Annotated in this window: 20 protein-coding genes; 7 read left to right on the top strand and 13 right to left on the bottom strand. The window is 72.8% G+C overall.

Features of this window, described 5'->3' with window-relative positions:
- Positions 1-60 precede the first annotated feature (60 nt).
- Positions 61-825, bottom strand: coding sequence for an SDR family oxidoreductase (locus tag ACY1JF_RS26285; RefSeq protein ID WP_462707731.1), 765 nt, complete (start codon positions 823-825; stop codon positions 61-63).
- 127 nt (positions 826-952) lie between these two features.
- Here ACY1JF_RS26285 and ACY1JF_RS26280 point away from each other — a divergent pair, with 127 nt between their 5' ends.
- Complete coding sequence (locus ACY1JF_RS26280) at positions 953-1,291, top strand: winged helix-turn-helix transcriptional regulator (protein ID WP_462707730.1); 339 nt, start codon at positions 953-955, stop codon at positions 1,289-1,291.
- Between the two features lie 491 nt (positions 1,292-1,782).
- On the top strand, positions 1,783-2,889 hold the full coding sequence (locus tag ACY1JF_RS26275; protein WP_462707729.1) for a hypothetical protein: 1,107 nt from the start codon (positions 1,783-1,785) through the stop codon (positions 2,887-2,889).
- 74 nt (positions 2,890-2,963) lie between these two features.
- On the opposite strand, the gene ACY1JF_RS26270 is transcribed toward ACY1JF_RS26275, so the two are convergent.
- Both ACY1JF_RS26270 and ACY1JF_RS26265 read right to left on the bottom strand, forming a co-directional pair.
- The gene (locus ACY1JF_RS26270) at positions 2,964-3,242 is read right to left on the bottom strand and encodes a hypothetical protein (protein ID WP_462707728.1); all 279 of its coding nucleotides are present in this window, start codon (positions 3,240-3,242) and stop codon (positions 2,964-2,966) included.
- A 221-nt stretch (positions 3,243-3,463) separates the two neighbouring features.
- Entirely contained in the window at positions 3,464-5,575 is a 2,112-nt protein-coding gene (locus ACY1JF_RS26265; RefSeq protein ID WP_462707727.1) for a hypothetical protein, read from the bottom strand.
- 213 nt (positions 5,576-5,788) lie between these two features.
- Here ACY1JF_RS26265 and ACY1JF_RS26260 point away from each other — a divergent pair, with 213 nt between their 5' ends.
- The gene (locus ACY1JF_RS26260; RefSeq protein WP_462707726.1) at positions 5,789-6,349 is read left to right on the top strand and encodes a hypothetical protein; all 561 of its coding nucleotides are present in this window, start codon (positions 5,789-5,791) and stop codon (positions 6,347-6,349) included.
- Between the two features lie 588 nt (positions 6,350-6,937).
- On the top strand, positions 6,938-8,755 hold the full coding sequence (locus ACY1JF_RS26255; protein WP_462707725.1) for a hypothetical protein: 1,818 nt from the start codon (positions 6,938-6,940) through the stop codon (positions 8,753-8,755).
- 63 nt (positions 8,756-8,818) lie between these two features.
- On the opposite strand, the gene ACY1JF_RS26250 is transcribed toward ACY1JF_RS26255, so the two are convergent.
- The 4 genes from ACY1JF_RS26250 to ACY1JF_RS26235 form a co-directional block, all read right to left on the bottom strand.
- The gene (locus tag ACY1JF_RS26250) at positions 8,819-9,295 is read right to left on the bottom strand and encodes a carboxymuconolactone decarboxylase family protein (RefSeq protein WP_462707724.1); all 477 of its coding nucleotides are present in this window, start codon (positions 9,293-9,295) and stop codon (positions 8,819-8,821) included.
- 75 nt (positions 9,296-9,370) lie between these two features.
- Positions 9,371-10,288, bottom strand: coding sequence for an alpha/beta fold hydrolase (locus tag ACY1JF_RS26245; RefSeq protein WP_462707723.1), 918 nt, complete (start codon positions 10,286-10,288; stop codon positions 9,371-9,373).
- Positions 10,289-10,671: 383 nt separating this feature from the next.
- A complete protein-coding gene (locus tag ACY1JF_RS26240; RefSeq protein WP_462707722.1) occupies positions 10,672-11,199 on the bottom strand; it encodes a DUF2267 domain-containing protein in 528 nt (175 codons plus the stop codon).
- A 103-nt stretch (positions 11,200-11,302) separates the two neighbouring features.
- Positions 11,303-11,725: an Hsp20/alpha crystallin family protein gene (locus ACY1JF_RS26235; RefSeq protein ID WP_462707721.1), complete on the bottom strand. Its 423-nt coding sequence runs from the start codon at positions 11,723-11,725 to the stop codon at positions 11,303-11,305.
- Between the two features lie 132 nt (positions 11,726-11,857).
- Between ACY1JF_RS26235 and ACY1JF_RS26230 the strand changes: the two genes are divergently transcribed.
- Positions 11,858-12,160: a hypothetical protein gene (locus tag ACY1JF_RS26230; RefSeq protein ID WP_462707720.1), complete on the top strand. Its 303-nt coding sequence runs from the start codon at positions 11,858-11,860 to the stop codon at positions 12,158-12,160.
- A gap of 356 nt (positions 12,161-12,516) precedes the next feature.
- Here ACY1JF_RS26230 and ACY1JF_RS26225 read toward each other — a convergent pair whose 3' ends face one another.
- Complete coding sequence (locus ACY1JF_RS26225; protein ID WP_462707719.1) at positions 12,517-14,049, bottom strand: MFS transporter; 1,533 nt, start codon at positions 14,047-14,049, stop codon at positions 12,517-12,519.
- A gap of 101 nt (positions 14,050-14,150) precedes the next feature.
- Entirely contained in the window at positions 14,151-15,413 is a 1,263-nt protein-coding gene (locus ACY1JF_RS26220; RefSeq protein WP_462707757.1) for a DUF445 domain-containing protein, read from the bottom strand.
- Positions 15,414-15,977: 564 nt separating this feature from the next.
- On the opposite strand from ACY1JF_RS26220, the gene ACY1JF_RS26215 reads away from it, so the two are divergent.
- Positions 15,978-17,396 (top strand): SGNH/GDSL hydrolase family protein, encoded by a 1,419-nt coding sequence (locus ACY1JF_RS26215; protein WP_462707718.1) that lies wholly within the window; start codon positions 15,978-15,980, stop codon positions 17,394-17,396.
- Between the two features lie 208 nt (positions 17,397-17,604).
- On the opposite strand, the gene ACY1JF_RS26210 is transcribed toward ACY1JF_RS26215, so the two are convergent.
- From ACY1JF_RS26210 to ACY1JF_RS26195, 4 genes are all read right to left on the bottom strand, one after another.
- Positions 17,605-18,399, bottom strand: a complete 795-nt coding sequence (locus tag ACY1JF_RS26210) for a DUF1707 SHOCT-like domain-containing protein (RefSeq protein WP_462707717.1) — start codon at positions 18,397-18,399, stop codon at positions 17,605-17,607.
- Between the two features lie 61 nt (positions 18,400-18,460).
- On the bottom strand, positions 18,461-19,429 hold the full coding sequence (locus ACY1JF_RS26205) for an ABC transporter ATP-binding protein (protein WP_462707716.1): 969 nt from the start codon (positions 19,427-19,429) through the stop codon (positions 18,461-18,463).
- Between the two features lie 6 nt (positions 19,430-19,435).
- Positions 19,436-20,290, bottom strand: a complete 855-nt coding sequence (locus tag ACY1JF_RS26200; protein WP_462707756.1) for an ABC transporter permease — start codon at positions 20,288-20,290, stop codon at positions 19,436-19,438.
- Between the two features lie 58 nt (positions 20,291-20,348).
- Entirely contained in the window at positions 20,349-21,149 is an 801-nt protein-coding gene (locus ACY1JF_RS26195) for an ABC transporter permease (protein WP_462707755.1), read from the bottom strand.
- A gap of 245 nt (positions 21,150-21,394) precedes the next feature.
- Here ACY1JF_RS26195 and ACY1JF_RS26190 point away from each other — a divergent pair, with 245 nt between their 5' ends.
- Positions 21,395-23,776 carry a transglycosylase domain-containing protein gene (locus ACY1JF_RS26190; protein ID WP_462707715.1) on the top strand — a complete coding sequence of 794 codons (2,382 nt, stop codon included), beginning with the start codon at positions 21,395-21,397 and terminating at the stop codon, positions 23,774-23,776.
- Position 23,777 lies beyond the last annotated feature (1 nt).

Here is a 23,777-nt window from a genome sequence, read left to right as displayed (position 1 = left end):
AACCAGCGAACCACCGCGCCCCGCCGACGAACCTGGGCCGGTCGATCCGGGCCCGAGTGCTCAGCTGGCCGGGCCGCCGACGAGGACCGACCAGCCGCCGTCTACCCGCAGAGTCGTGCCCGTGGCCGGGCGGAGCGCAGGGTCGGCGGCCAGTGCCACTGCGGCGGCGACATCTTCGGGCTCAAGCACCCGGCCCAGCACGGACTCGCGGGCGAGGACAGCGCCGCGCTCGCTGGTCAGGACTTCCGCGGTGGCCGGTGTCCGGACTACGCCGGGCGCGACGACGAGGACGCTGACACCGTCGCGCGCGCTCTCCGCGGCGACGTGGCGGGCGAAGGTGGCCAGCGCGGATTTCGCTGTGCCATGCGCAAGCCGGCCTCCCCCGACGTAATCTGCGGCGGTGCTGCCGATGTAGATGATCCGGCCCGCGCCCTGCGCCCGCATCGGCGCGAGGACGCGCTTGGTGATGTGGAAGGCTCCAGCAAGCTCGCCGGTGACCTTGGCCGCAAAGGCCTCCCACGACAGGTCGGCCAGCGCAGCGAACGGCGGCGGAGCGGTGTTGGCATTGACGACGACGGTGTCGATCCGCCCGTGGGTGGCGAGAATCCCGGTCACCAGCTCATCGACAGCGGTCGGGTCGGTGACGTCGGCCCTGGCGCTCGACGCGCTGCCGCCGGTGGCCTCGATATCACGCACGACTTCTGCCGCGTCGGCGGCACCGTTGCGGTAGTTGACGATCAGGTGGTGCCCGCGCGTTCCGAGGTGCCGCGCGATGGCCGCCCCCAGGCCACGGGCGGCGCCGGTGATGAGTGTGGTCGGTGACACGCTTCCTCCTCGGTTGTGAGCAGGGCACTAACCTAGGGAGAGCGCTGGCGCGGCGGAAGGCGCTCACCATGCGGTGCGGTGCTCTCCCGGCGGTGAGTACGCAGTCCAGGAGACCAGGAGAGGTGTGATGGGTGACGTGTTCCACAAGGACTGTCCGGCGCGCGAGGTGCTGGGGCACCTCGCCGGCAGGTGGACGATCCTGATCCTCACGGCACTACTGGTCGAACCATTGCGCTACCACGAGCTACGCACGATGGTCGCGGGAATCAGCGACAAGAGCCTCACGGCCACGCTGCGCTCACTCCAGCAGGACGGCCTGGTGCACCGCCAGGTCGGCACTGGGCAGCCGCCGTCGGTGACGTATTCGGTCACCAAGCTGGGCCGCGGCGCGGCAGCGGCGCTGGACCCGCTTCTGCAATGGATCCGTGCCAACGCAGCGGAGATCACGGCACGCCGCGAGAAGTGACCGAGCCGTCGAACGCCGTCGAGGAGGAAAGGAGTACGCGGTCTCACGCAAACCCGGACGCTCGAGATCAAACACGAGGTAACGCTCAGCGACCACTCCCCAAGATCTTCATCGATCACCGGCGGACCGTACCTCCGCAGCAACCAGGAAAGCCTCCGGTTTTGAACCGCCTCCGTTCTCGAGGCGAGCGCTCGATCACTTCGTCCCGCTGGTCCTGTCCGCCTCACCACACTCATTGGTACCGCCGAGACCCCTCCCTGCGGGGACAATGGAGTCGGCTCGGGGGGCACTGAAAGCTCTCCTGGCCACCCGAGACAACTCCGCCAGACGATCTACTGCGCAGACTGCTGACCACGACCAGCGTGAGCGCCCCGGCAGACGAGCACACCAGCCCTTTGACCTGCGACTTCAAGTCGGCGGAGGTTCACGGCATGGCCCTGACCCGTGCCATTGCCGCTGCGACAATGCCCCTGTTCCTGGGAGGGAGGCATGTGTTCGTCTTCGTGTGTGCGGGGTGTGGCGCCCCGCTGACCGTCCCGCTGTCCCGGGTCGCGCTGCCGGTGCACGCTCATCAGAGGTACGGGGACGGGATTCAGCTCCCGATGCTCATGGAGTCGGGCACGTTCGCCGTGGAGCCGGAGCCCTGGGGACCGCCGTGGCGGGGGTGGGAGGATGTCCACCCGGACGAAGCGGCGGCCCGCGGCATCTACGCTCCGGTTCACCGTCTCTCCGACGGCGCGTCCGGCGCGGTCGTCATCGCACCCGGTGACGCCCGCGGCACCGTGCTGATCCCGGAGCGGGCCGTCGGCTGCTGCTGTGGGCTTGACGGAGCGGACGGCCCCAACATGGCCTGCGAGGCGTGCGGCCTGCCCGTGGCGACCCGGATCGACGACTGCTCGGCCTGGCAGGCGGTGTGGCTCGCCCCCAGCACCGTAGGCCGTCTTCCCGTCGACGGCGCCGACTCGGTACCGCGGTCCTGGGCGGAGGTGTTGGCGGAGGGGAAGCGGACATCCCCGTTGGAGCCGATCGCCACGTGGGGGCCGAGGTCGGGGACGGACCACTTCTGGTCGTGGAGCCCGCAGTGGGAGGCCGCGGCCGGCCGGGCCCTCGCTCACCTGCTGGTGGCCTCGCAGGGCCGGTCGGTGACCGTGCCGGACGGTCTGTGCAAGGAAGTGTTCCAACGTGCCCTCGACGCTCTGCTGCCCGCGGGTCCGCCGACGCGGCGCGCTGTCATCGCCGGTCCAGGACTGCCCGCCCCCGACGCGGACGCCGACATCGTCCTCGTACCGACCCATCCGCAGACCGGAGAGACCTGGACCCCGGCCGGTCCGGCCGCTACGGCCTGCCCGGTGCCGCTGCCGTTCGGGGTGTGGCTGTGGCTGGCCTTCCCCAAGCCGCACCTGCCCGTCCCCGCCTCGGGCCGCATGCCCGCCGGTGTCCTCCGCGACGATCCGCCCGCGCCACGTCCGGGGTACCTGTTCCGGACCGATCCGCGCGCGTTCCGGCACGCCCTGGTCCGACTTCCGGCCGTCCGCAGTCCGTGGCTGCACACGATCACGGAGAACCTCACGCGGCACGTTCGCGCAGGTCTCTTCTAGAGGAGTGCCGGGGGGGCCTGCGCTGCTCGCTCTCGTGGTCGGGGACACTCCGCCCATGATCCGTCGGGATCAGGTCAGCCGGCCGCCGCCTGCCGGGACACGGCGGCCAGTTGGTCGAACGTCCGGTTCAGGACCGACCGTCGCTCCTCCTTGTAGGCCGGGGAGGGCCCCAGGTCGTCGATGGTGCGTTCCCAGACGGTCAGGAACGTCCGCTTCCAGTCCGCGATGACCTCGGGGGCCGGCAGGCCGGTGGTGTGGCCCGCCTCGGCGAGGGTGTGGAGGAGTTCGAGGTTGCACGGTACGGCGACGCCCCAGTACTCGTCGGGTTCGATGGTGACCGGGTCTCCGGTCATGGCGTCGGTGATGTCGGTGACGAGCCGGTCGATGACGCGGGACAGGTGGTCCAGCGCCGTGTCGCTCTCGAAGTTGCCGCTGCCCCAGGTGCTTATCGAAGTCTCCTCTGCGGGGTGCCCCCGTACCGTGCGGCCACCTCCCAGCAGGGAGGACCGACAACGCCGGGCCGAGAGCGCGGGGAGCGCGGGGGAGGCGGCATCCGTGACTCCGCGGGGCGACCTCAGTGACCGTCCGTTCCGGCCCCGTCGCGTGCCGTGAAAGCCTCCTCCAGGCGGTCCTGCAGTCTGGCGTGACGGAACTGGAAGACGGGGCCGACGGTCCGCAGGACGTGGCGTTCGCGGGCGTCCGCGAGGAACCTGACCAGGCGGACCGGAGCCTCGTCGCTGCGGCGCAGCTGGAGGCCAGTCAGGAACACGCGCCAGGTCACCGATCCCACCAGGCTCAGCGCCAGGCTCAGCAGCAGGCCGCCCGCCGTCACCAGCGTGAGCCCGGACAGGTATCCGTCGACGAGTCCGAGGACGCGCTGGTCCGTCAGTTCGGCGAGCAGGCCCAGGCATGATCCCCCGATGAGGCCGCCGACCAGTCCGCCGGCGATTCCCGCGGTCAGCGTGTACCGGCGGTCCTGTCGCCAGCAGGAGACGGGATCGATGGGGGTCCGGCTGTCGGCGCTGCGGTTGCTGAGACCGGTGACGAATCCGCCCACCACACCGGCGAGGAGGCCGAACGCGAAGCCGACGGCGAGCATGATGACGCGGCCGTGGACGAGGAGCAGAGCCACACCCAGCACCAGTCCGATCGTCCCACCACCGACCATCCCGAACTGGAAGTTCTCGCGGACGACGAAGTCCCTCCATTGCAGACGGCCCAGCAGTTGGGGAGAGTCCCCGACACGCCCGTACGTGAGTGACAGCGTCACGGAGAGTGCCACCGTGGCACCGGCCGCGAGCCCGGCCGCCGGCCCGCTCCAGAAGAGGCCCGCCACGGCGGCCAGGAGGCCGAGGAACACGCAACTGACCGCCGTCCTCGGCCAGGCCGGCCGCCACCGGGGGACCTGCCACCAGGCGAGGTCGCGGCTTCCCTCGCTGTTCATCCGATGCGCTATGGCGCCGAGCCAGCGCTCGGCCTGGGCGAGGCTGTAACGACTGCGCGGCTGTCCGGGCCGGTCGTCGTCGTAGGCGGCCGGCAGGACTCGGGCGAGGAGGTGGTCCTCGACCGCCGCCCTGTCCACGAAGCGTTCGGGGTCGAAGCCCTGGTCGGCGCGGTAGGTGTCGCGCATCAGCGTGAGCATCAGGGGGGTGTCCAGTGCCTGGGCCACCGGGTCCGAGGGGTTGCTACGGATGTGCCGCACCAGACGGCGCCAGGCGTCCGGGAGCGGCTGCGTCTGGCAGCGCGTCAGGTAGTCCGCCGCGTCCTCGGCGCTGACCGGAAGCAGTTCGAGTCCGGCGGAGCCGGTCAGGGGGCCCACCGCGGCGACGGCCGTCAGCAGCTCCGCCACGCGGCTCGACAGGACCACGCGGAAGGTCGCCTGCTCGTCCAGCGCCCGCAGGGCCACGGGGCGTACGGCCTCGGGGATCTCGTCCAGCCCGTCCAGGAAGACGGCGACCCGGCCGGCGCCGACGAGCCGGGAGACGACACCGCCCGCGTGCTCCTCGGACTTCCTGAACATGTAGTCGGTGGCCAGTCGGGCAGCGAGCCAGTCGTGCAGTCGCCGGGTGCGCGGGTCCCATCCGTTCAGCGTCAGCAGCACGGGAACCGGAACTCTCGCTCGCGCGTCGGGGCCGAGTGCCTCGCGGTGCGCGAGGGCGTCGAGCAGCAACCTGATGACAGCGCCGCTCTTGCCCGCACCGCCTGCTCCGACGACCACCATGCGCCCGGAGTCCAACGCGCCGTAGAGGCGGAACAGGTCCCGGACGGCACCCGACTCCAGGTCCGCCACGGTGACCGGATCCAGCCCCGGCATGGGCTCGAACCGCGCAGAGCTGTTCCCGATGCCCACGGCGTCGGTCACCGGTCCCGACACGGGCAGCGTCGACCACCTCCAGCGCACCGGCACAGGGCTCGGGTGTATCAGCCGCCGTTCGCTCGCCGCGGCACTCCACTGCGCCTTCACCCGCTCAGCCAGCTCATCGGCGAAGTCGCGCAGTGCCGGTTCGGTGAGTTCCCTCCGAGGTCTGCGGTTCGTCAGGAACAGCGCCGCGCTGGCGGCCGGGACGACGATGGCGCCGATTCCCTGGACCAGCGTGGCCGCGGAGTCCCGGTCATGGGACCGGAAGACGAACGCCAGGGCGATCAGCACGACGGTGGCGATGACCAGTAACCCCAGGTTGATCACGCGCGTTCCCCTCCCGCCACCTTGTCGGGAGTGTGTCAGACAATCACCGGACATGTCCTTCAATCGGCCGTACTGGACGTCGTACCCGGACCGGGTGCGAGAATCGACGGCTTGCGGAACACTGACGCCGCCGCACGACGTGACCACGGGAGGGTGTCCGTGCAGGAGGGCCGGGCCGGACGTGACGTGAGATTCGCGCGGACCGTCGAATCCGTGACGGGGATCGCCGCGCCACTCCTGGCGGCCGGTGCTGTCGCGATGCTGGGCGTGGTCGCCGCAGACGTGGAGAAGTTCCGATGGCCGGGTCCGGCTCTGCTGCTTCTGGCGCTGTCGGTGATCTTCCTGATGCTCTCCGTGCGTTGGGGATACCGGGCCAGGCCCTACCTGTACTCCATGTCCGAGGTCGAGCAATGGCTCGGATCTCCGCTCTCGGGGGCGGAACGCGCGCGATACGCCCAGCAGCAGAGCGTCGATGTCGAGCGCTGGCGGCGCAGGAGCCGCTTCGCCGCCTACTGCTACACGCTGGGACTGATCGCGCTGGGCACCTCGATCGCGTTGGTCCTGGCCCCGCGGCCGTCCGACGGAACACTGGCAGGGTGGCGCTGGGCGGCTTTCTGGACCGTCTTGTTCGCAGTGACCGCGGAATCGTTCTGGCGGTTGTTGAAGTGGGGCGACTCGACGGCCCGCGCCTGGGAACAACGGCGGCGGCTCCGCCGGGCGCGGATCAGGCAGGCCGCAGGAAGAGGAGGGCCGGATGGGCGCGGTATGGGATGACGACTACGCGGAGGACCGATGCCCGTTCTGTCACACGGTGTACAGAGGGTTGCTGCGTGGGAACAGGCATGCGGAGGGATGTCGCGTCGCCGAGCTGCCCCTGAGGCTCGTGGCGGGGTTGACCCGACGCGAGGCGCGGCTGCTCCTCGCGGATCGCACGCCGCCGACCTCCGACTCCGGATCCGGATCCACCGGTTGACGCGCGGGGCTGATCCCCGGTGACCGGGTCGGTGTGGCGGTGCGTCGGCGCGGCCGGCCGCGCGAGGTCCGGGCCCGCACGGGGCACGGCCGGGGAGCAGAAGCTCCACCCGCGGCTGCGCGGCACGCGGGAGGCGCGGCGCGTCCGGCGGGTCTCCGAGGAGCTCACGGGGGTCGCCTTTCCCGGCAGTTGAAGGCAGCTGAGGGCGGTCGAGGGCGACCGGCCACCGGGGGCGGTGGGTTGCGGCAGGTGAGGGCCGTGGCGCGGGAGGCGGCTGCGCCGACGCGTCCCGCGGCGGCCGTGAAGAGTTTCCCCGCCGCACCGCTTCCGTTAGCCGAACCCGGTTACCTTCGCGGCCACGCCCGGTCCGGCACAGGAGAGGTACGTCCATGAGCACTCCGGTCCATCGTGCCCCGACACGGCAGTCCTCGGCCGTCGTGACGGCGGCCCGGCAGCGCAGGGAGCAGGAGCGGAACGGGGGTTCGTCCGGGAACCCGGTGCAGCGCGCCCTGCTGCAGATGCAGTCCAGCGCCGGCAACCGGGCCGCGACCGTCGCGGTGCAGCGCGTCAGGGGCACGACCCTGGAGACCATCCGGGAAGAGGAGAGCGAGACGTCCCGGCCGGGTACTCCGGACTCCTTCCACACCGCCGTGTCGGGCTCCACGCAATCCTTCCAGACCGGCAGCGCGGGTCCCCCGCAGTCCATCTGGTCGGCCGGCTCGGACGGCACGCGGTCCGTCCGGGAAACCGGCTCGGACTCCGCGCGGTCCAGCCGGACCACCGGCTCGGGTTCCACGCACTCCTCCGATTCGGACCGGGAATCGCAGGAAGGGGGAACGCCCGCCCCCAAGCCGCCGGACGACATCCTCAAGAAGGTCACCGAGACGCTGGACCGGATCAAGAAGGACCTCGATCCCGTCGACAACCTCTCCAAGGGCGTCCAGGCTCCCACCGCCGCCGGCGTGGGTCAGGTGGCCACCGCCTCGGGGGACACGGCCGCGGCGCACGCCGCCGCCGGCTCGGGGACCGCCGGCGCGGGGCTGGCCGGCCTGACCGAGCTCATCGGCGTCGTGACCAACGGTTTCGACGCGGTCAAGAACCTGGCGACGTCCCGGAAGAAGACGACCGGGGCCGCGCACCACACGGCGCGCAGGAAGGGCAAGGCCAAGGCGGGGGACACGGCCGTCGGCATCGCCGGTACGGGTGGCTACGGCGCCGGCATGGCCAAGGACGGGACCAAGCTCGCCGGGGCGGCGAACACCGCGACCGCCGCCGAAGTGAGCGGTATCTTCAGCGCCATCACCGGCTCGTGGAAGAGCGTGCGGTCCTCGTTCAAGGCGTTCGGAGCGGCCCGCAAATACCACGGGCTGAAGGCACTCGAAGACGCCCACGAGACCAAGCACGCCGGGACGCTGGACCGGTTGCGGGAGGAAGTGAACGCGGCGACGGGGCGGATCGCCGAGTTGGAGGGGCTGCTGGGGACCCTCCACGCGATCGACCCGGCCGAACGGCCCGCGGAGTGGACGGCGCACTTCAACGGGGTCACCCGCGTTCTCGTCGACGCGAACGAAAGCGCCGCCCGGGCCATCGCGGCCTACCAGCGCGCCGATCGGGACGTGCACCGTCTCGGCGAGTTCTACGAGTACACGACGCAGAAACAGGCCAACAAGGTCGGCAAGGAGATGGGCGGCGCGCTGGGCGAGGGCGCCAAGGGCGCGGGTGGCATCGTCGCGGCGATCACCGCGGCGGGAGTACTGGGGAGCAACCCGGCCGGCTGGATCACCGCCGCGGTGGGAGCCGGCCTGGTCCTCGGCGTCGGCACCTACAAGGCGGGCCGCGCGGCCACCAAGCGCTACCAGGAGGCCCGGCACCCCGAGCGCTACACACCGGAGGGCGAGCAGCCGGAGGACGCGAAGTCCTGGGGGGCCGCGCTGCGGCACTCCCTGAAGGTCTGGAAGAAGGTGTCGAAGCACGAGCGCACCTTGATGGCGCACAAGATCTACCGCATGGCGGCCGGTCCCGGCGTCCCCGGGAGCGAGGGCACGGCGCCAGAGCTGCGGGAGTCCGCCCGGGAACTGCTCGTCGTGCTCAAGGCCGGACCCGCCCAGCACAAGATGAACCAGGAGGAATGGGAAGAGTCCCTCAACAACCCGGACCGCAAGGCCGACTGGGTCAAGGAGATCGCGGAGCAGATCGCCTCCGCGTGACGGCGACCGGGAGGACCGCCGCGGTGCCGCCCGGCCGGGCGGCACCGCGGGACAGCGGGGACCTCAGTCGAACATGCCCGGCTCGTAGCCGCCCGCCGGCTGGCGGACGGTCACGTTGACGCGGTTGTACGCGTTGATGACCGCGATCAGCGAGACCAGCGCCGCCAGCTGGTCCTCGTCGTAGTGCTCGGCCGCCGCGGCCCACGTCCCGTCGCTGACGCCGGCGGACGAGTCGGCGAGGCGGGTGCCCTCCTCGGTGAGGGCCAGGGCGGCGCGCTCGGCGCCGGTGAAGACCGTGGCCTCGCGCCAGGCGGCGACCAGGTTGAGGCGGGTCGGGGTCTCACCGGCCGCCTCGGCGTCCTTGGTGTGCATGTCGAGGCAGAAGCCGCAGCCGTTGATCTGGCTGGCGCGGATCTTCACCAGCTCCTGGGTGGAGTGCGGGAGCGGCGAGTCCGTCAGGGCCTTGCCCGCCGCGCTGAGGTGGCCGAGGAGCTTCCGGGAGACCGGGTGGGCGGACAGGTCGAGTCGGGCGGCGTCCATGGCTTCCTCCGGGTCGGTGTCATCGGTCGGTACACCCGCGTGACGGAGGGGGCGCGGGAAGTGTGACAGGGCGCGTCATTCTTCCCGGGTCGCTCGGGCGAGGAGGCGGGCCAGGGCCGCCGTGGTCTCCCCGGGGCGTTCGTCCAGCAGCCAGTGGCCGGTGCCGTCCAGCATCGTGAGGTCGGCCCCAGGGATGCGGGCGGCGAGTTCGGCGGCGATGGCGGGGCTGAGGTAGGTGTCCTCGCGGCCCCAGACGACCGCGGTCGGACAGGTGATCTCGCCGAGGCGGCGGCGCAGCACGGGGCGGGGCGCCGTGCGGTAGTCGGAGAAGAAGTGCAGGAGCCGGCGGCGGCCCTCGGCGGTGCGCATCCAGTCGGTGTAGGTGGCGAGCGTCGCCTCGTCCAGGTGACCGGCGCGCAGGAGGGGGGCGAGGGCGCGGCGGTGCAGGGCCGCGAAGGGGAGGTGGCGGGCGACGGAGCGCAGGGCGGGGACGCGGCCGGCCAGGGTGAGGAGGGTGAAGACGGTGTACCAGCGGGTGGTGAAGGAGGAGTGGGCGCGGCTGTTGAGGAGGGCCAGCCGGCGGACCCGGGCGGGGTGCGCCTGGGTGAAGCCGAGGGCGAGGAAGCCGCCGTAGTCGTGGCCGAAGAGGTTGGCGGAGTCGATGCCGAGGGCGTCCAGCAGACGGCCGACGCGGGCGACCTCCGTGTCGTAGTCGAAGGGCAGGTGGAAGGGGTGGTCGGAGGCGCCCCAGCCGAGGAGGTCGGGGGCGATGACGCGGTGGGTGCGGGCCAGGGGCGGGATCTGGTGGCGCCAGCAGCGGTGGTTGGCGGGGTAGCCGTGCAGGAGCAGGATCGGTTCGGCGTCGGCCGGGCCGGACTGCCAGTAGGCCACGCGGGCTCCGTCGACCACGGCCGTACGGCGCTCTCCCTCTCCCCGGTTCCGCTGCCCTTCCCTGTTCGCGTTCATGTCGGTCTCGGTCTCCTGCGCGGGCATGCCGCCTCCTCGTCGTCGTACACGGCGTCGTCGTGCGTCGCCATACGTCGTCGTACGTCCTCGTACGTCCTCGTACGTCCGCGTACGTCGCCGTACGGCGTCGTACGCGTCATACGTCCTTGTATGTCCGCGTACGGGGACGCGCCGGAGGTTCAACGATCAAAGGATGCGCTGTGCACCAGTTTGTTCACTCGTACGGGTGGTTCGACGGGAGTGTGGCAGCGCAGAGGAGGGTGATGGGAGCGCGTGTCGTCACCGGCGGCCACCGTCGGCCCCGCGGCGCGCGGAGGGGAACGGTGGCCGGTCCACCGGGGTGGTGAGGTGGCGGAGTGCCGGGGTGGTGGGGCGGTGAGGTGGTGGGACGCCGGGGTGGCGGGGCGGGTTCAGGCGGCGGGGGTCAGGTCCGCGCGGCCGAAGAGGAGGGCGTAGCCGGGCGGGAGGCGGTCCAGGATGCGGGTGATCAGGTCGTCGCCGACCAGCGGCGGCAGGACGCTGAGCACGGAGCTGACGTCCCAGCGGGCGGTGGCCGAGGTCGCGCCCTCGATGCGCGCGGCGACCGAGTCGACGAACTCGGCGGCGGTCAGCGGGCGGGTGGCCGGGATCTGCGAGGCGACCACCCTGGCGGCCTCCTCGGGCAGGGCCTGGGCCAGATCGACCCGTTCGTCGCCGACGACGTGGCCGCCGAGGGCGGAGAGGACGATGCGGATGACGCGTTCCGCCTCCGGCCGGGTGGGGTAGCGGCCGGCCTCGCGCACCTCCTCGACCAGGTCGGCCCAGGCCGGGCGGGACGGCGGTGCGGGCGGGACCGGCGCCGCGGTCGCCGTCGCGGTCGCCGCCGGGGCCGGGGCCGGGGCCGGGATCGAGGCCGGGGCCGGGGCCGACGTCGTGCTCGGCATCGTCGTCACGGTCATGTGGGGGCTTCTCCTCCGTTTCGGACGGGTGCGGGATCGGCGAGGGGCGTCCCGCGGGCGCCACGTCGGGGTGCCCGCGGGACGCTCGGTGAATCCGAGTCGCTCAGCCGCTGATCTGCTTGCGGTCGCTGCCGCCCGCGATCTGGATGCGGCGCGGCTTGGCCTGCTCGGCGACCGGGATGCGCAGGGTGAGGACGCCGGCGTCGTACGAGGCGTCGATGCGTTCCGTGTCGAGGGTCTCGCCGAGGAACAGCTGGCGGGTGAAGGTGCCGGTGGGCCGCTCCGCGACGACGGTCTCGGCGCCCTCGGGGGCGGGGGACCTGCGCTCGGCGCGGACGTTGAGGACGTTGCGTTCGACGTCCAGCTCGATCGACTCGGGGTCGATGCCGGGGAGGTCGAAGTGGACGATGAAGTCGTCTCCGGACCGGTAGGCGTCCATCGGCATCGCCGACGGGCGGGCGGCTGTGTTGAAGACCTGCTGGGTGAGCCGGTCCAACTCGCGGAAGGGGTCCGTGCGCATGAGCATCACAGTTCTCTCCTCTCCACAGGGTCTGTGCGATGCCCTCGGTACGTCTTCTTATATAGCTCGCCGGAGGAAAGTTGACAAGCCTGGGCTCAGGTATGGGGTGATGTCGCAGGTGGGAGTTAGTCTCGGACCATGACGAAGATTCCCAGTTCCCTTGTCGCCGCGGGCGGGCTCGTCGGCGGGTACGGCGTCGCCCGCTGGACGGGGAAGCGTCAGCTCGGGGGTGTCGTGCTCGCCGCCGCCGGGGCGGTCGCGGCGGCGCAGTGGCGGCAGCGGGCGGGCGGCGGGGCCGCGGGGGCGCTCGGTGCCGCGTACGTGGCGGCGTTCGCCGGGTCGCACCCGCTGGCCAGGAAGGTGGGCGCCTGGCCGTCCGTGTGCGGTGTCGCGGGCGCGGTCGCGCTGGTGTCCTGGGCGGTGGCCGACCGGCGGGGCTGAGCCGCCGACGGCCTCCCTGGCCGCCGGCCGGCGGGGCCGAGGCGCCCACGGTCTTCCTGCCCGTCGGCCGGCGCGTACGGCCGCTCCGGGTCTCCCGTGGTGTACGGCCCGCTCCGGGCGGCCTTCCGGATGGCCCGCTCCGGGCGGTCCTCCGCGTACGGCCCCGCCGTGTACGGCCCGTTCCGGACCTCCCGTGGCGTACGGCCCCGCCGTGTACGGCCCTCTCCGGGCCGCCTTCCGGGTGACCCGCTCCGGGCGGTCCTCCGGACGGCCCGCTCCGGACCTCCCGTGGCGTACGGCCCCGCCGTGTACGACCCGCCCGGGGACGGCCCCGCACCGCCGCCCGCCCCGGGTGCCTACATCGCCGCCCCGGACGTCCCCGGCGAGCCCGGTGTCCCCGGTGTCCCGGCCGACGTCCGGGCCCGTGCCGCCGACAGCGGTTCCGCGATGTCCTCCAGGGAGCGCCGTTCCGCCTTCACCGCGAGGAACGCGGCCACGACGCCCGCCGCGCACATCAGCGCGGCGCCGATCTGGAAGGCGAGCACCGTGTCGCCGACGACGCCGGACTCGGTGAGGTCGGCGAAGAGCAGCGGGCCGCTGATGCCGCCGGCGGCGGTGCCGAGGGCGTAGAAGAAGGCGATGGCCATCGCGCGGGTCTCCATCGGGAAGACCTCGGAGACGGTCAGATAGGCGCTGGACGCCCCGGCCGAGGCGAAGAACAGCACCACGCACCAGCACGCCGTCATCGTCGCCGCCGTCAGCGAGCCCCGGTCGAAGAGCCAGGCGGTGCCGAAGAGGAGCACGCCCGACAGCAGGTACGTCGACGAGATCATGATCCGCCGGCCGACCGTGTCGAAGAACTTGCCCAGCAGCAGCGGGCCGAGGAAGTTGCCCGCGGCGATGACGGCGAAGTAGTAGCCGGTGCGGCCGGTCGGCACGTCGAAGAAGGTGATGAGGATGGTGCCGAAGCCGAAGGTGATGGCGTTGTAGAGGAACGCCTGGCCGATGAAGAGGGAGAGGCCGAGGACGGCGCGGCGCGGGTACTTGCCGAAGACGGTCCTGGCGATCAGGCCGAAGCCGATGCTCTTGCGCTGGTGGATGGTGATCTCGCCGGCCGGCGGCGGCAGCTTCTCGCCCTTCTCCCGCTCGATCTCCTTCTCGACGGAGGACACCAGACCGTCGGCCTGATCGCCGTACCCGTGGATGAACTGCCAGCGCGGACTCTCCGGTACGTGCCGCCGCACCAGCAGGATGACCAGGCCGAGGACGACGCCGAGGGCGAAGCTCAGCCGCCAGCCGAGGTCCTTGGGGAAGATCGCGGTGTCCAGCATGACGATGGACAGCAGGGAGCCGCCGATCGCGCCGAGCCAGTAGCTGCCGTTGATGATGAGGTCGACCCGGCCCCGGTACCGGGAGGGGATCAGCTCGTCGATCGCGGAGTTGATGGCCGCGTACTCGCCGCCGATGCCGAACCCGGTGAGGAACCGGAAGAGGAAGAACCACCAGGACTCGAAGGACAGCGCCGTCAGCGCGGTCGCCGCCAGATAGACCACCAGGGTCGCCATGAAGAGCTTCTTGCGGCCGTAGCGGTCGGTCAGCCAGCCGAAGAACAGGGCGCCGGAGCAGGCGCCCGCCACGTACAGGGCGGCGGCCAGGCCGGTGATCTGCGCGGCGCTGATGTCCAGGCCGCTGCCTTCCTCGGCGATCCGGCCGGCCACGTTGCCGACGATCGTGACTTCCAGGCCGTCCAGGATCCAGACGGTGCCGAGGCCGATCACGATCATCCAGTGCCAGCGGGACCAGGGCAGCCGGTCCAGGCGGGCCGGTACGGCCGTGGTCACGGTTCCGGTGGAGGCGGGCACCGGGGCCGGCGACGAATCTGCTGTCATGGGCTCCCTCTCCGTCGAACGCTCCGGCGTGCTCTCCGCCGGGCGACGCCTCCCTTGTGCCCTGGACCGGGGGAGTCACGCCGGGAGAGCGCGCCCGGAGGCTACGCCCCCAGGATGCGGGAGACCGTGTAGATCAGCAGCCCGGCGAGCGAGCCGACCACCGTGCCGTTGATGCGGATGAACTGGAGGTCGCGGCCGATGTTGGCCTCGATCTTCTTGGTGGTGTGCTCGGCGTCCCAGCTCGCGACCGTGTCGGTGATCAGGGAGGTGATCTCCCGCCGGTAGGTGGTCACGACGTAGACGGCGGCGCCCTCGATCCACTGGTCGACCTTGCCCTGGACCCTGGTGTCGGAGGCCATCCGGGCGCCCAGCGACAGCAGCGAGGCGCGCACCCTCAGGCGCAGTTCGCTGCGCTCGTCCTCGGCCGCCGAGACGATCATGGACCGTACGGCCGTCCAGGCGGACGCGATCAGGTCCTGGACCTCGCTGCGGCCCAGGACGTCCGTCTTCAGCCGCTCCACCCGGGCCCGCGTCTCGGTGTCCGACTGGAGGTCGGCGGCGAAGTCGGCGAGGAAGCGGTCCAGGGCGCCGCGCGCCGGGTGGGCGGGCATGTCCCGCATCTCGGTGACGAAGCGCAGCAGTTCCTTGTAGACGCGTTCGCCGACCCGCTTGTCGACGAACCGGGGCGTCCAGCCGGGCGCCCCGCCCTGCACGGCGTCCATCACCGAGTCGCCGTGCAGGACCAGCCAGTCGTGGGCGCGGGTGACGATCAGGTCGACGGCCCTGCGGTGGCCGCCGTCGGCGACGACGCGCTCCAGCATCTTGCCGACGCCGGGCGCGATCTCCTGCGCGTCGGCCCGGCGGGTGATGGCCTCGCCGACCACCGCCTGGACGTCGGAGTCGCGCAGCACGGTCAGGGCGCCGCGCAGCGCGGCGGACAGCTCGGCGGTGACCCGGTCGGCGTGTTCGGGGACGGCGAGCCAGGCGCCGAGCCGGGAGCCGATGCCGACGGCGCGCAGCCGCTGCCGTACGACGTCCTCGGAGAGGAAGTTCTCGCCGACGAACTCCCCCAGGGAGACGCCGAGCTGGTCCTTCTTCTTCGGGATGATCGCGGTGTGCGGGATGGGCAGGCCGAGGGGGTGGCGGAAGAGGGCGGTCACCGCGAACCAGTCGGCGAGCGCGCCGACCATGCCGGCCTCGGCGGCGGCCGAGACGTAGCCCGCCCAGGCGCCGGCGCCGTGGTGGGAGGCCCACTCGGCGAGGACGTAGACCAGGGCGACGAAGAGCAGCAGGCCGGTCGCGGTGAGCTTCATGCGGCGCACGCCGCGCCGTTTCTCCTCGTCCGCGGGGCTGAACGTCGTCATGGCGCGGTTCGGCGGCGTCGCCCGGCCCGGCGCCGCCGTGGCCCGGCCCGGTGCCGTGGCGCCGGTCGGTGCCGTGGCCCGGCCCGGTGCCGTCGCGCCGGTCGGTGCCGTGGCCCGGCCCGGTGCCGTCGCACCGGTCGGTGCCGTGGCCCGGCCCGGTGCCGTCGCACCGGTCGGTGCCGTCGCGCCGCCCGGTGCCCGCGCCCCGCCGGCTGCCGTCGCGCCGCCCGCCGGGGCACCGGGGCGGGCGGGCCGGCGCTCGTGCTCGGCAGGGTCCTCGCCCGCACCCGCACCCGCACCCGCACCCGCACCCACGCCTTCGCCCTCGCCCTCGCCCTCGGGCCGGCCCGTGTTCGTCCGTTCCATCCGCTCCGCTCCACCCGTCCGGTGATCCCCCACCCATTGTCCCTTCCTGACCGACTCCCGGAACGGAACGCGAGTTCCCGGCGTCTGTCCGGAGGGGAATCGCGACGGGGCCCCGTTCGCGCCCCCGCCCCCATGACGCATCATGGGATCGTCGGACCGGAGCCCCGGGCTCCCCTCCCCCTAGGAGAACAGCACCACATGACCCGCGGTCATGACGGGGGCCCGGACACGCCCCCGCTGCCCCCGGTACCTCCGGTACCCCCAGCACCCCCCGCCCGGCCCACCCGGCGCCCCGCCCGGCAGCACGCCCTGCTGGCCGCCGTCCTCGCGGCGGTGCTCGCCCTCTCCGTCGCCATATACGTCGGGGTCGCGGCCGACGACGCCACCGGGAACCGCGCGTCGCGCGCCGCGGGCCACGCCCCGCCGGGCTCCGCCGCGCCCGCCTCCACCGGCACCTGGGTCGGCGCCTGGTCCGCCTCCCCCTCCGGCGCGGAACCCGGCACCCGGGCCACCGGCCTGGCCGGCCGCTCGGTGCGCAACGTCGTGCACACGGCCGTCGGCGGCACCAGCGCCCGCGTCACCCTGTCCAACTTCTACGGTGCCACCCCGCTGACCATCAGCCACGCCTCCCTCGCCCTGGCCGACGGCGCCGGCACCGCCGCCGCGGCCGACGGCACCATGCGGCGGCTGACCTTCGACGGCGCCACCCGGGTCGTCATCCCGGCCGGCGGCCAGGTGATGAGCGACGCCGTACGGCTCGCCGTCCCCCACGACGCCGACGTCCTGGTCACCACCTACTCCCCCACCCCGTCCGGCCCGGTCACCATCCACTCGCAGACCCGGCAGACCAACTACCTGGCCACCGGCGACCGCGCCGAGGACACCACCGGCACCGGCTACACCCCGACCCCGTACTGGCGCTACCTCAGCGCCCTCGACCTGCTCAGCGACGAGGCCGAGGGCACCGTCGTGGCAATCGGCGACTCCCTCACCGACGGCGCCACCTCCACCCCCGACGCCAACCGGCGGTGGACCGACGTGCTGGCCGCGCGGCTGCGCACGGCGGCCGACAAGGGACGGGACGTGCCGCGCTACAGCGTCGTCAACCAGGGCATCAGCGGCAACCGCGTCCTGACCGGCGGCGTGGGCACCCCGCCGGACAACCCGAGCGCGCTGGACCGGTTCGACCGGGACGTGCTGGGGCGGACGGGCGTCCGGGCCGTCGTGATCGACCTCGGCGTCAACGACATCCTGCGCGACCCCGGCGTCACCGACCCGGAACTCATCCTCGACGGCCTGCGCACCCTGGTCGAGCGGGCCCACGCCCGCGGGCTGAAGGTGATCGGCGCGACCCTCATGCCGTTCGGCGGCCACCGCGGCTACAGCGACGTCCGCGAGGGGGTACGGCAGGACGTCAACGCCGCGATCCGCGACGGCGAGGTGTTCGACGCGGTCGCCGACTTCGACAAGGCGCTGCGCGACCCGTACGACCCGCGCCGGCTGCGCGCCGACTACGACTGCGGTGACAACCTCCACCCCAGCGACGAGGGGTACGCGCGGATGGCCGGGGCGCTCGACCTGGACGACCTGGAGGGGGCGGCACCGGCCCAGCTCTGACGGCACCGGACCCTTCGGAGGACGCCGGGCCCCCCAACAGCACCGGACCCTCGGGAGAGCGCCGGACCCCTCCGACAGCACCGGACCCTTCGGAGAGCGCCGAACCCGTCCGACAGCACCGAACCCTCTGAGGACACCGGACCCCTCCGACGACACCGGACCCGTCGGAGGACACCGGACCCCTCCGACGGCACCGGGCCGCCCCGGCTCAGTCCTCCCGGCGCGGGCGGCGCTCCCGGTGCTGGTCGCGGTGGTCCCGGTGGGCGTCCAGCATCCGCCGGTGGGCGTCCATCACGTCGTCGCGCACCGAGGCGTTCAGCTCCCGCCTCGCCTCCTTGCGCTCCAGCCGCTCCCGGCGCCGCTCCTCCCTCAGCCGCTGCCGCTCCGCCCGGGGCAGCTTGCGCTCCACCCCGACCCCGCCCCAGAAGGCGAAGCCCGTCACGATCACGCGCGGGGCGCCCGGGTCGCCCGGCACGCCCTCCTCCCGGTGGTCGAAGCCGCCCATGACGCCGACGCCGCGGACGATCACCTCGACCCCGGGCGGCACGACCACGTTCATCCCGCCCATGACCGCCACGCAGTTGATCACGACCTCGCGGTCGGCGAAGTCCGCCTCGCGCAGGTCGATCTCCCCGCCGCCCCAGAACGCGAAGCAGTTGAACCGCCTCGGCACCCGCCAGCGCCCCTTGCGCTGGAACCCGGACATCACGGCGACGGCCCAGGTCGAGGACGCCTCGCCGCCGGTGATCCGCCCCGCCCAGCTCCCCGCCCCGGCCGGCTCCTTGGCCATCGACACCTTCGGCGCCGGCGCCGCCGCACCGGCCGGCAGGTCCTTGGTGAGCGGGGCCAGCTCGCCGTAGGTGCGGGCCGCGTACGTGGCGTCCAGCCGCTCCTCGAACTCCGCCAGGTCCAGCCGCCCCTCCGCGAGGGCGTCCCGCAGGACCTCGGCGACCCGCTCGCGGTCGGCGTCGGATGCCCGGAGGTCCGGGGCGTCGTCGGTCATGTACAGCAGCCTACGAGTTCACCGCCCCCGGCACTATGCCTGGACCGCCCTCCCCCGCGCCCTACGCGCCCGCCCGCTCCGCGTACATCCGGGCGATCACCGCCTCGATGTCGGGCTCCCGCACCGACAGGTCGACCAGCGGATAGGCGGCGGCGACCCGCGCCACCAGCTCGGCCGCCGACGCCGACGCCGGGAAGGCCAGCCACTGCCGGGGCCCCTCCACCCGGACCACCCGCGCGGGCGCGGGCGCCTCGATCGGCGGCAGCTCGCGCGCCAGGTCCACCACCAGGGTCCGTTCCGACTCCCCCGCCTCGTGCAGCCCGGTCAGCGGACCGTCGTACATCAGCCGGCCGTGGTCGATCACCATCACCCGGGAGCAGAGCTGCTCGATGTCGGTCAGGTCGTGCGTGGTCAGCAGCACCGTGGTGCCGCGCCCGGCGTTCAGCTCGCGCAGGAAGCCGCGCACCCTGGCCTTGGAGACCACGTCCAGGCCGATGGTCGGCTCGTCGAGGTAGAGGACCTCCGGGTCGTGCAGCAGGGCCGCCGCGATGTCGCCGCGCATCCGCTGGCCCAGCGACAGCTGGCGCACCGGCACGTCCAGCAGGGCGCCCAGGCCGAGGAGTTCGACGCAGCGGTCGAGGTTCTCCCGGTAGCGGGCGTCGGGGATGCGGTACATGCGGTGCGCCAGCCGGTAGGAGTCGATCAGCGGCAGGTCCCACCACAGCGTCGTGCGCTGCCCGAAGACGACGCCGATCCGGCGGGCCAGGCGGGCGCGCTCCCGGGACGGGTCGATGCCGGCCACCCGCAGCGTGCCGCCGCTGGGCGTGAGGATGCCGGTGAGCATCTTGACCGTGGTCGACTTCCCGGCGCCGTTCGGCCCGATGTAGCCCACCACCTCGCCGCGCGCCACGGTGAACGACAGCCCGTCCACCGCCCGCACCTGACGCCGCTCCCGGCGCAGGAACCCGGTCCTCCTCCGTACGTCGAAGACCTTCTCGACGCCGTCGAGACGAATGAAGTCGTCGTCCACCTGGTCTCAGCTCCCCGTACTCCGGTAGGAACGCAGCCCCGCCCGCCACGCCAGCCCCGCCAGCGCGCAGCACCCCGCCGCCACCAGCGGCGACGCGAACGCCGTCCAGCCCGGCAGGTCCAGCGGGTACGGCCGCCCCAGCACGTACGACGCCGGCACCCAGTTCACGAAGGCCAGCGGCAGCACGAACGTCACCCCGCGCACCAGCTCCTGCGCGAACAGCACCGGCGGATACTGCAACAGCGTCGTCCCCCCGTAGGTGAACGCGTTCTGCACCTCGGAGGCGTCCTGCGCCAGGAACTGGAACGCCGCCCCCGCCACGAACACCGCGCAGAAGATCGCCCCGCCGGCGGCCGCCATCACCGGCACCAGCACCACCTTCGCCGGCGTCCACGCCACGTCCAGCGCGGACAGCGCGAAGCCCAGCACCAGCGCCCCCTGGATCACCCGGCCCACCCGGCGCGGCGCGAACCGGTCCGCCGCCACCTGCGCCAGCACCGGCGCCGGACGCACCAGCAGCAGGTCCAGCGTGCCGTCCCGCACCCGCCGGCCCAGCCGCTCCATCGACCCGATCGCCAGGTCCGCCAGTCCGAAGGCGACAGCGGACAGCCCGTACAGGAACGCGACCTCGGGCAGCGACCAGCCGCCCAGCGCGTCCACCCGGGAGAACATCAGCAGCACCGCGACGAAGTCCAGCCCGCTCGTCACGAAACTCGCCGCCGTGGTGATCAGGAACGACACCCGGTAGGCCATCGTCGACCTGATCCACATCGCGGCGACCATCCCGTAGGCGCGCAGGCCACCGACCCCACGATCACTCTCCGGCAGCGGCCCGCCGAACCCGCGACCACCCTCCGGCAGCGGCCCGCCGACCCCGCCCCGGCCGTACCGCGGCCCGCCGGCGCCCCGCACCCCGTCCTCACCCACCCTGCGCCACCACCCTGCGCGCGGCCACCGACCACACCAGCCGCCCCACCACCGCCAGCACCACCGCCCAGCCCGCCTGGAACGCGAACGTGCCCCACGGATCGGCCTCCCCCAGCAGCACGTCCGCCGGCGCCTGCAGCAGCGCCGACCACGGCAGCAGCCGCACCACCTCGCCGAGCGCCCCCGGGAACACGTTCAGCGGCAGCAGCATCCCCGAGCAGAAGAACCCGGCGATCCACGCCATCTGCTGCACCCCCGTACCGTCCAGCAGCCAGAACGCCGACAGCGCCACCAGGAACCGGATGCCGTAGCTCACCAGCGTCCCCAGCACCACCGCCACCAGGAACGCCGCCCACGTCCCCGCGTCCGGCGGCAGGCGGGCCGGGAAGACCAGCGCCCCGAACGCGAACGGCACCACCCCGCGCCCCGCCAGCTGGAACAGGCACCGGCCCAGGTCCGCCGCCAGCCACCACAGCTGGAAGTCGACCGGCCGGTACAGGTCGACGGCGATGTCACCCGAACGGATGCGTTCGGTCAGCTCGCCCTCGACACCGCCGCCCCCGAGCGCCAGCGCCGCCAGCAGCGCCTGCCCCACCCACACGAAGGTGACCGCCTGCGCCTGGTCGTAGCCGCCCAGCGACGGCCGCTCGTCCCACAGCGCCAGGTACGTGTAGACCAGGATCAGCCCGAACACGGTGTTGGTGAACACCCCGGCCGCGGTGGCCGCCCGGTACGTCGCGTACCGGCGGAACCCGCCCGCGACGACCGCCGCGTACACCCGCCACGCGCCCACGTCCACGCCCGGTCCTCCTCCCGCCACCCGGCACCGAAGCGCAGGAGCCTAGTACCGGCCGAAGGAGGCATGCCACGGGTTTTCCCCAGCCCGGTGCAAAGGGAACTGAACCACGGATGCGACAGTCTTGTTCACAGGGGTCACAGAAGTCCCCTCCGCGCGCGCATCACGCCGGAGCCGTACGGACCCGACGTACGACGTACCGCACGCACGCACGCACCGCACCCAGGAGCCTTACGCACACCATGAGCGACGAGCCGCAGCCGAAACAGCCGGCCCCGGACCGGGACGCCCGCAGCCAGGACACCACCGCCCCCTCGGACGGCGGGCCGAAGCGCCCCAAGCGCACCGGCTGGCGCCGGGCGGTCCCCACCTGGCGGATGACGCTCGGCACCGCGCTGGCCGCCGCCGTGCTGCTGGCCGGCGGCTTCCTCCTCGGCTACTCGCTGGTCAAGATCCCCTCCGCCAACGCCCTGGCGACCCAGCAGAGCAACGTCTACCTCTACGCCGACGGCACCGTCCTCGCCCGCGACGGCGAGGTCAACCGGGAGAACGTCGGCCTGGACGGCATCTCGAAGGACGCCCAGCACGCCGTCCTCGCCGCCGAGGACCGCGACTTCTACACCGAGTCCGCGATCGACCCCCAGGCCATGATCCGCGCCGGCTGGAACACCCTCACCGGCAAGGGCAAGCAGTCCGGCTCCACCATCACCCAGCAGTACGTCAAGAACTACTACCTCGCCCAGGAGCAGACGGTCACCCGCAAGGCCAAGGAGTTCTTCATCTCCATCAAGCTCGACCGGGAGAAGAGCAAGGACGACATCCTGGAGGGCTACCTCAACACCAGCTTCTTCGGCCGCGGCGCCTACGGCGTCCAGGCCGCCGCCCAGGCCTACTACGGCACCGACGCCACCGACCTCACCGCCGCCCAGGGCGCCTACCTCGCCTCGCTGCTCAACGCCCCCAGCCAGTACGACGTCGTCGCCCACCCCGAGAACAAGGGCGCCGTGACCGCCCGCTGGAACTACGTCCTGGACGGCATGGTCGAGCAGGGCTGGCTCGACGCCGCCGAACGCGCGGAGCTGACCTTCCCGATGCCGAAGGAGACGACCACCTCCACCGGCATGTCCGGACAGCGCGGCTACGTCGTCGGCATCGTCAAGGAGTACCTCGTCGAGCACGGCGTCGTCGCCGAGGAGGACCTCGACCGCGGCGGCTACCGCATCACCACCACCCTGGAGAAGGACAAGCAGGACGCCTTCGTCGAGGCCGTCGACGACAAGCTGATGTCCCTGCTCGACAAGGAGAACCGCAAGGTCGACACGTACGTCCGGGCCGGCGGCGCCTCCGTCGACCCGAAGACCGGCAAGGTCGTGGCGATGTACAACGGCATCGACTACGTCAAGCAGTACACGCCCAACGCCACCCGCCGCGACTTCCAGGTCGGCTCCACCTTCAAGCCGTTCGTCCTCGCCTCCGCCGTCCAGAACTCCTCGGTGACCCAGGACGGCCGCCGCATCACCCCCAACACCGTCTACGACGGCACCAACAAGCGCGCCGTCCAGGGCTGGGACGGCGGCCACTACGCCCCCGAGAACGAGGACCAGACCTCCTACGGGCAGATCACCGTCCGCGAGGCCACCGACAAGTCGGTCAACGCCGTCTACGCGCAGATGGCCGTCGACGTCGGCTCCGACAAGGTCAAGGAGACCGCCGTCGACCTCGGGCTGCCCGAGACCACCCCCGACCTGGTCGAGAGCCCCTCCATCGCGCTCGGCGTCGCCCAGGCCAGCGTCCTGGACATGGCCGAGGCCTACGCCACCCTCGCCAACCACGGCAAGCACGGCACGTACACCCTGGTCGAGAAGGTCGTGAAGGACGGCGACCGGGAGCTGGAGCTGCCCGAGCGCAAGGAACGGCAGGTCATCAGCCGCCAGGCCGCCGACACCACCACCTCCGTGCTGCGCAGCGTCGTCCAGAGGGGCACCGCCACCGCCGCCCAGGCCGCGGGCCGCCCCGCCGCCGGCAAGACCGGCACCGCCGAGGAGGACACCGCCGCCTGGTTCGCCGGGTACACCCCCGAGCTGGCCACCGTCGTCGCCGTCATGGGCCAGGACCCCCAGACCGCCGCCCACAAACCGCTCTACGGCGCCACCGGCCTCGCCCGCATCAACGGCGGCGGCGCCCCCGCGGAGATCTGGGGCCAGTACACCCGCCAGGCCCTGAAGGGCGAACCGGTCAGCGACTTCGACCTGCGCCTGCAGCGCGGCGCCGCCGAGAACGAGGCCCCCTCCACCGACCCGTCGGCCACCTCCACCTCCGCCGGCGCCACCGACGACGACGCCGCGAGCCCGGACACCTCCCGCGGCAGCGGCCAGACCGCCGGCGCCACCCGGGAGGCCACCCGGCCCGGCACCGGCGACACCGGCACCACCCCCGACGACGACACCACCGGCGGCGGCGAGACGGCCGGCACCGGCACCGGCGGGGACGACGGCGCCGGAGGCGACACCGGCACCGGCGACGAGGCGACGCCCGGCGGCGGCGAGAGCACGGACGACGGCGCCGGGGGCGACGACGACTCAAACTGGCCGCTCCCCGACAGCTCCGGCACCACCGGTCAGTGAG

It is taken from the genome of Streptomyces sp. SYSU D01066-1 (assembly GCF_054956795.1).
The sequence above is the reverse complement of the archived record's forward strand: the minus strand, read 5'-3'. Positions and strand labels throughout refer to the sequence as shown.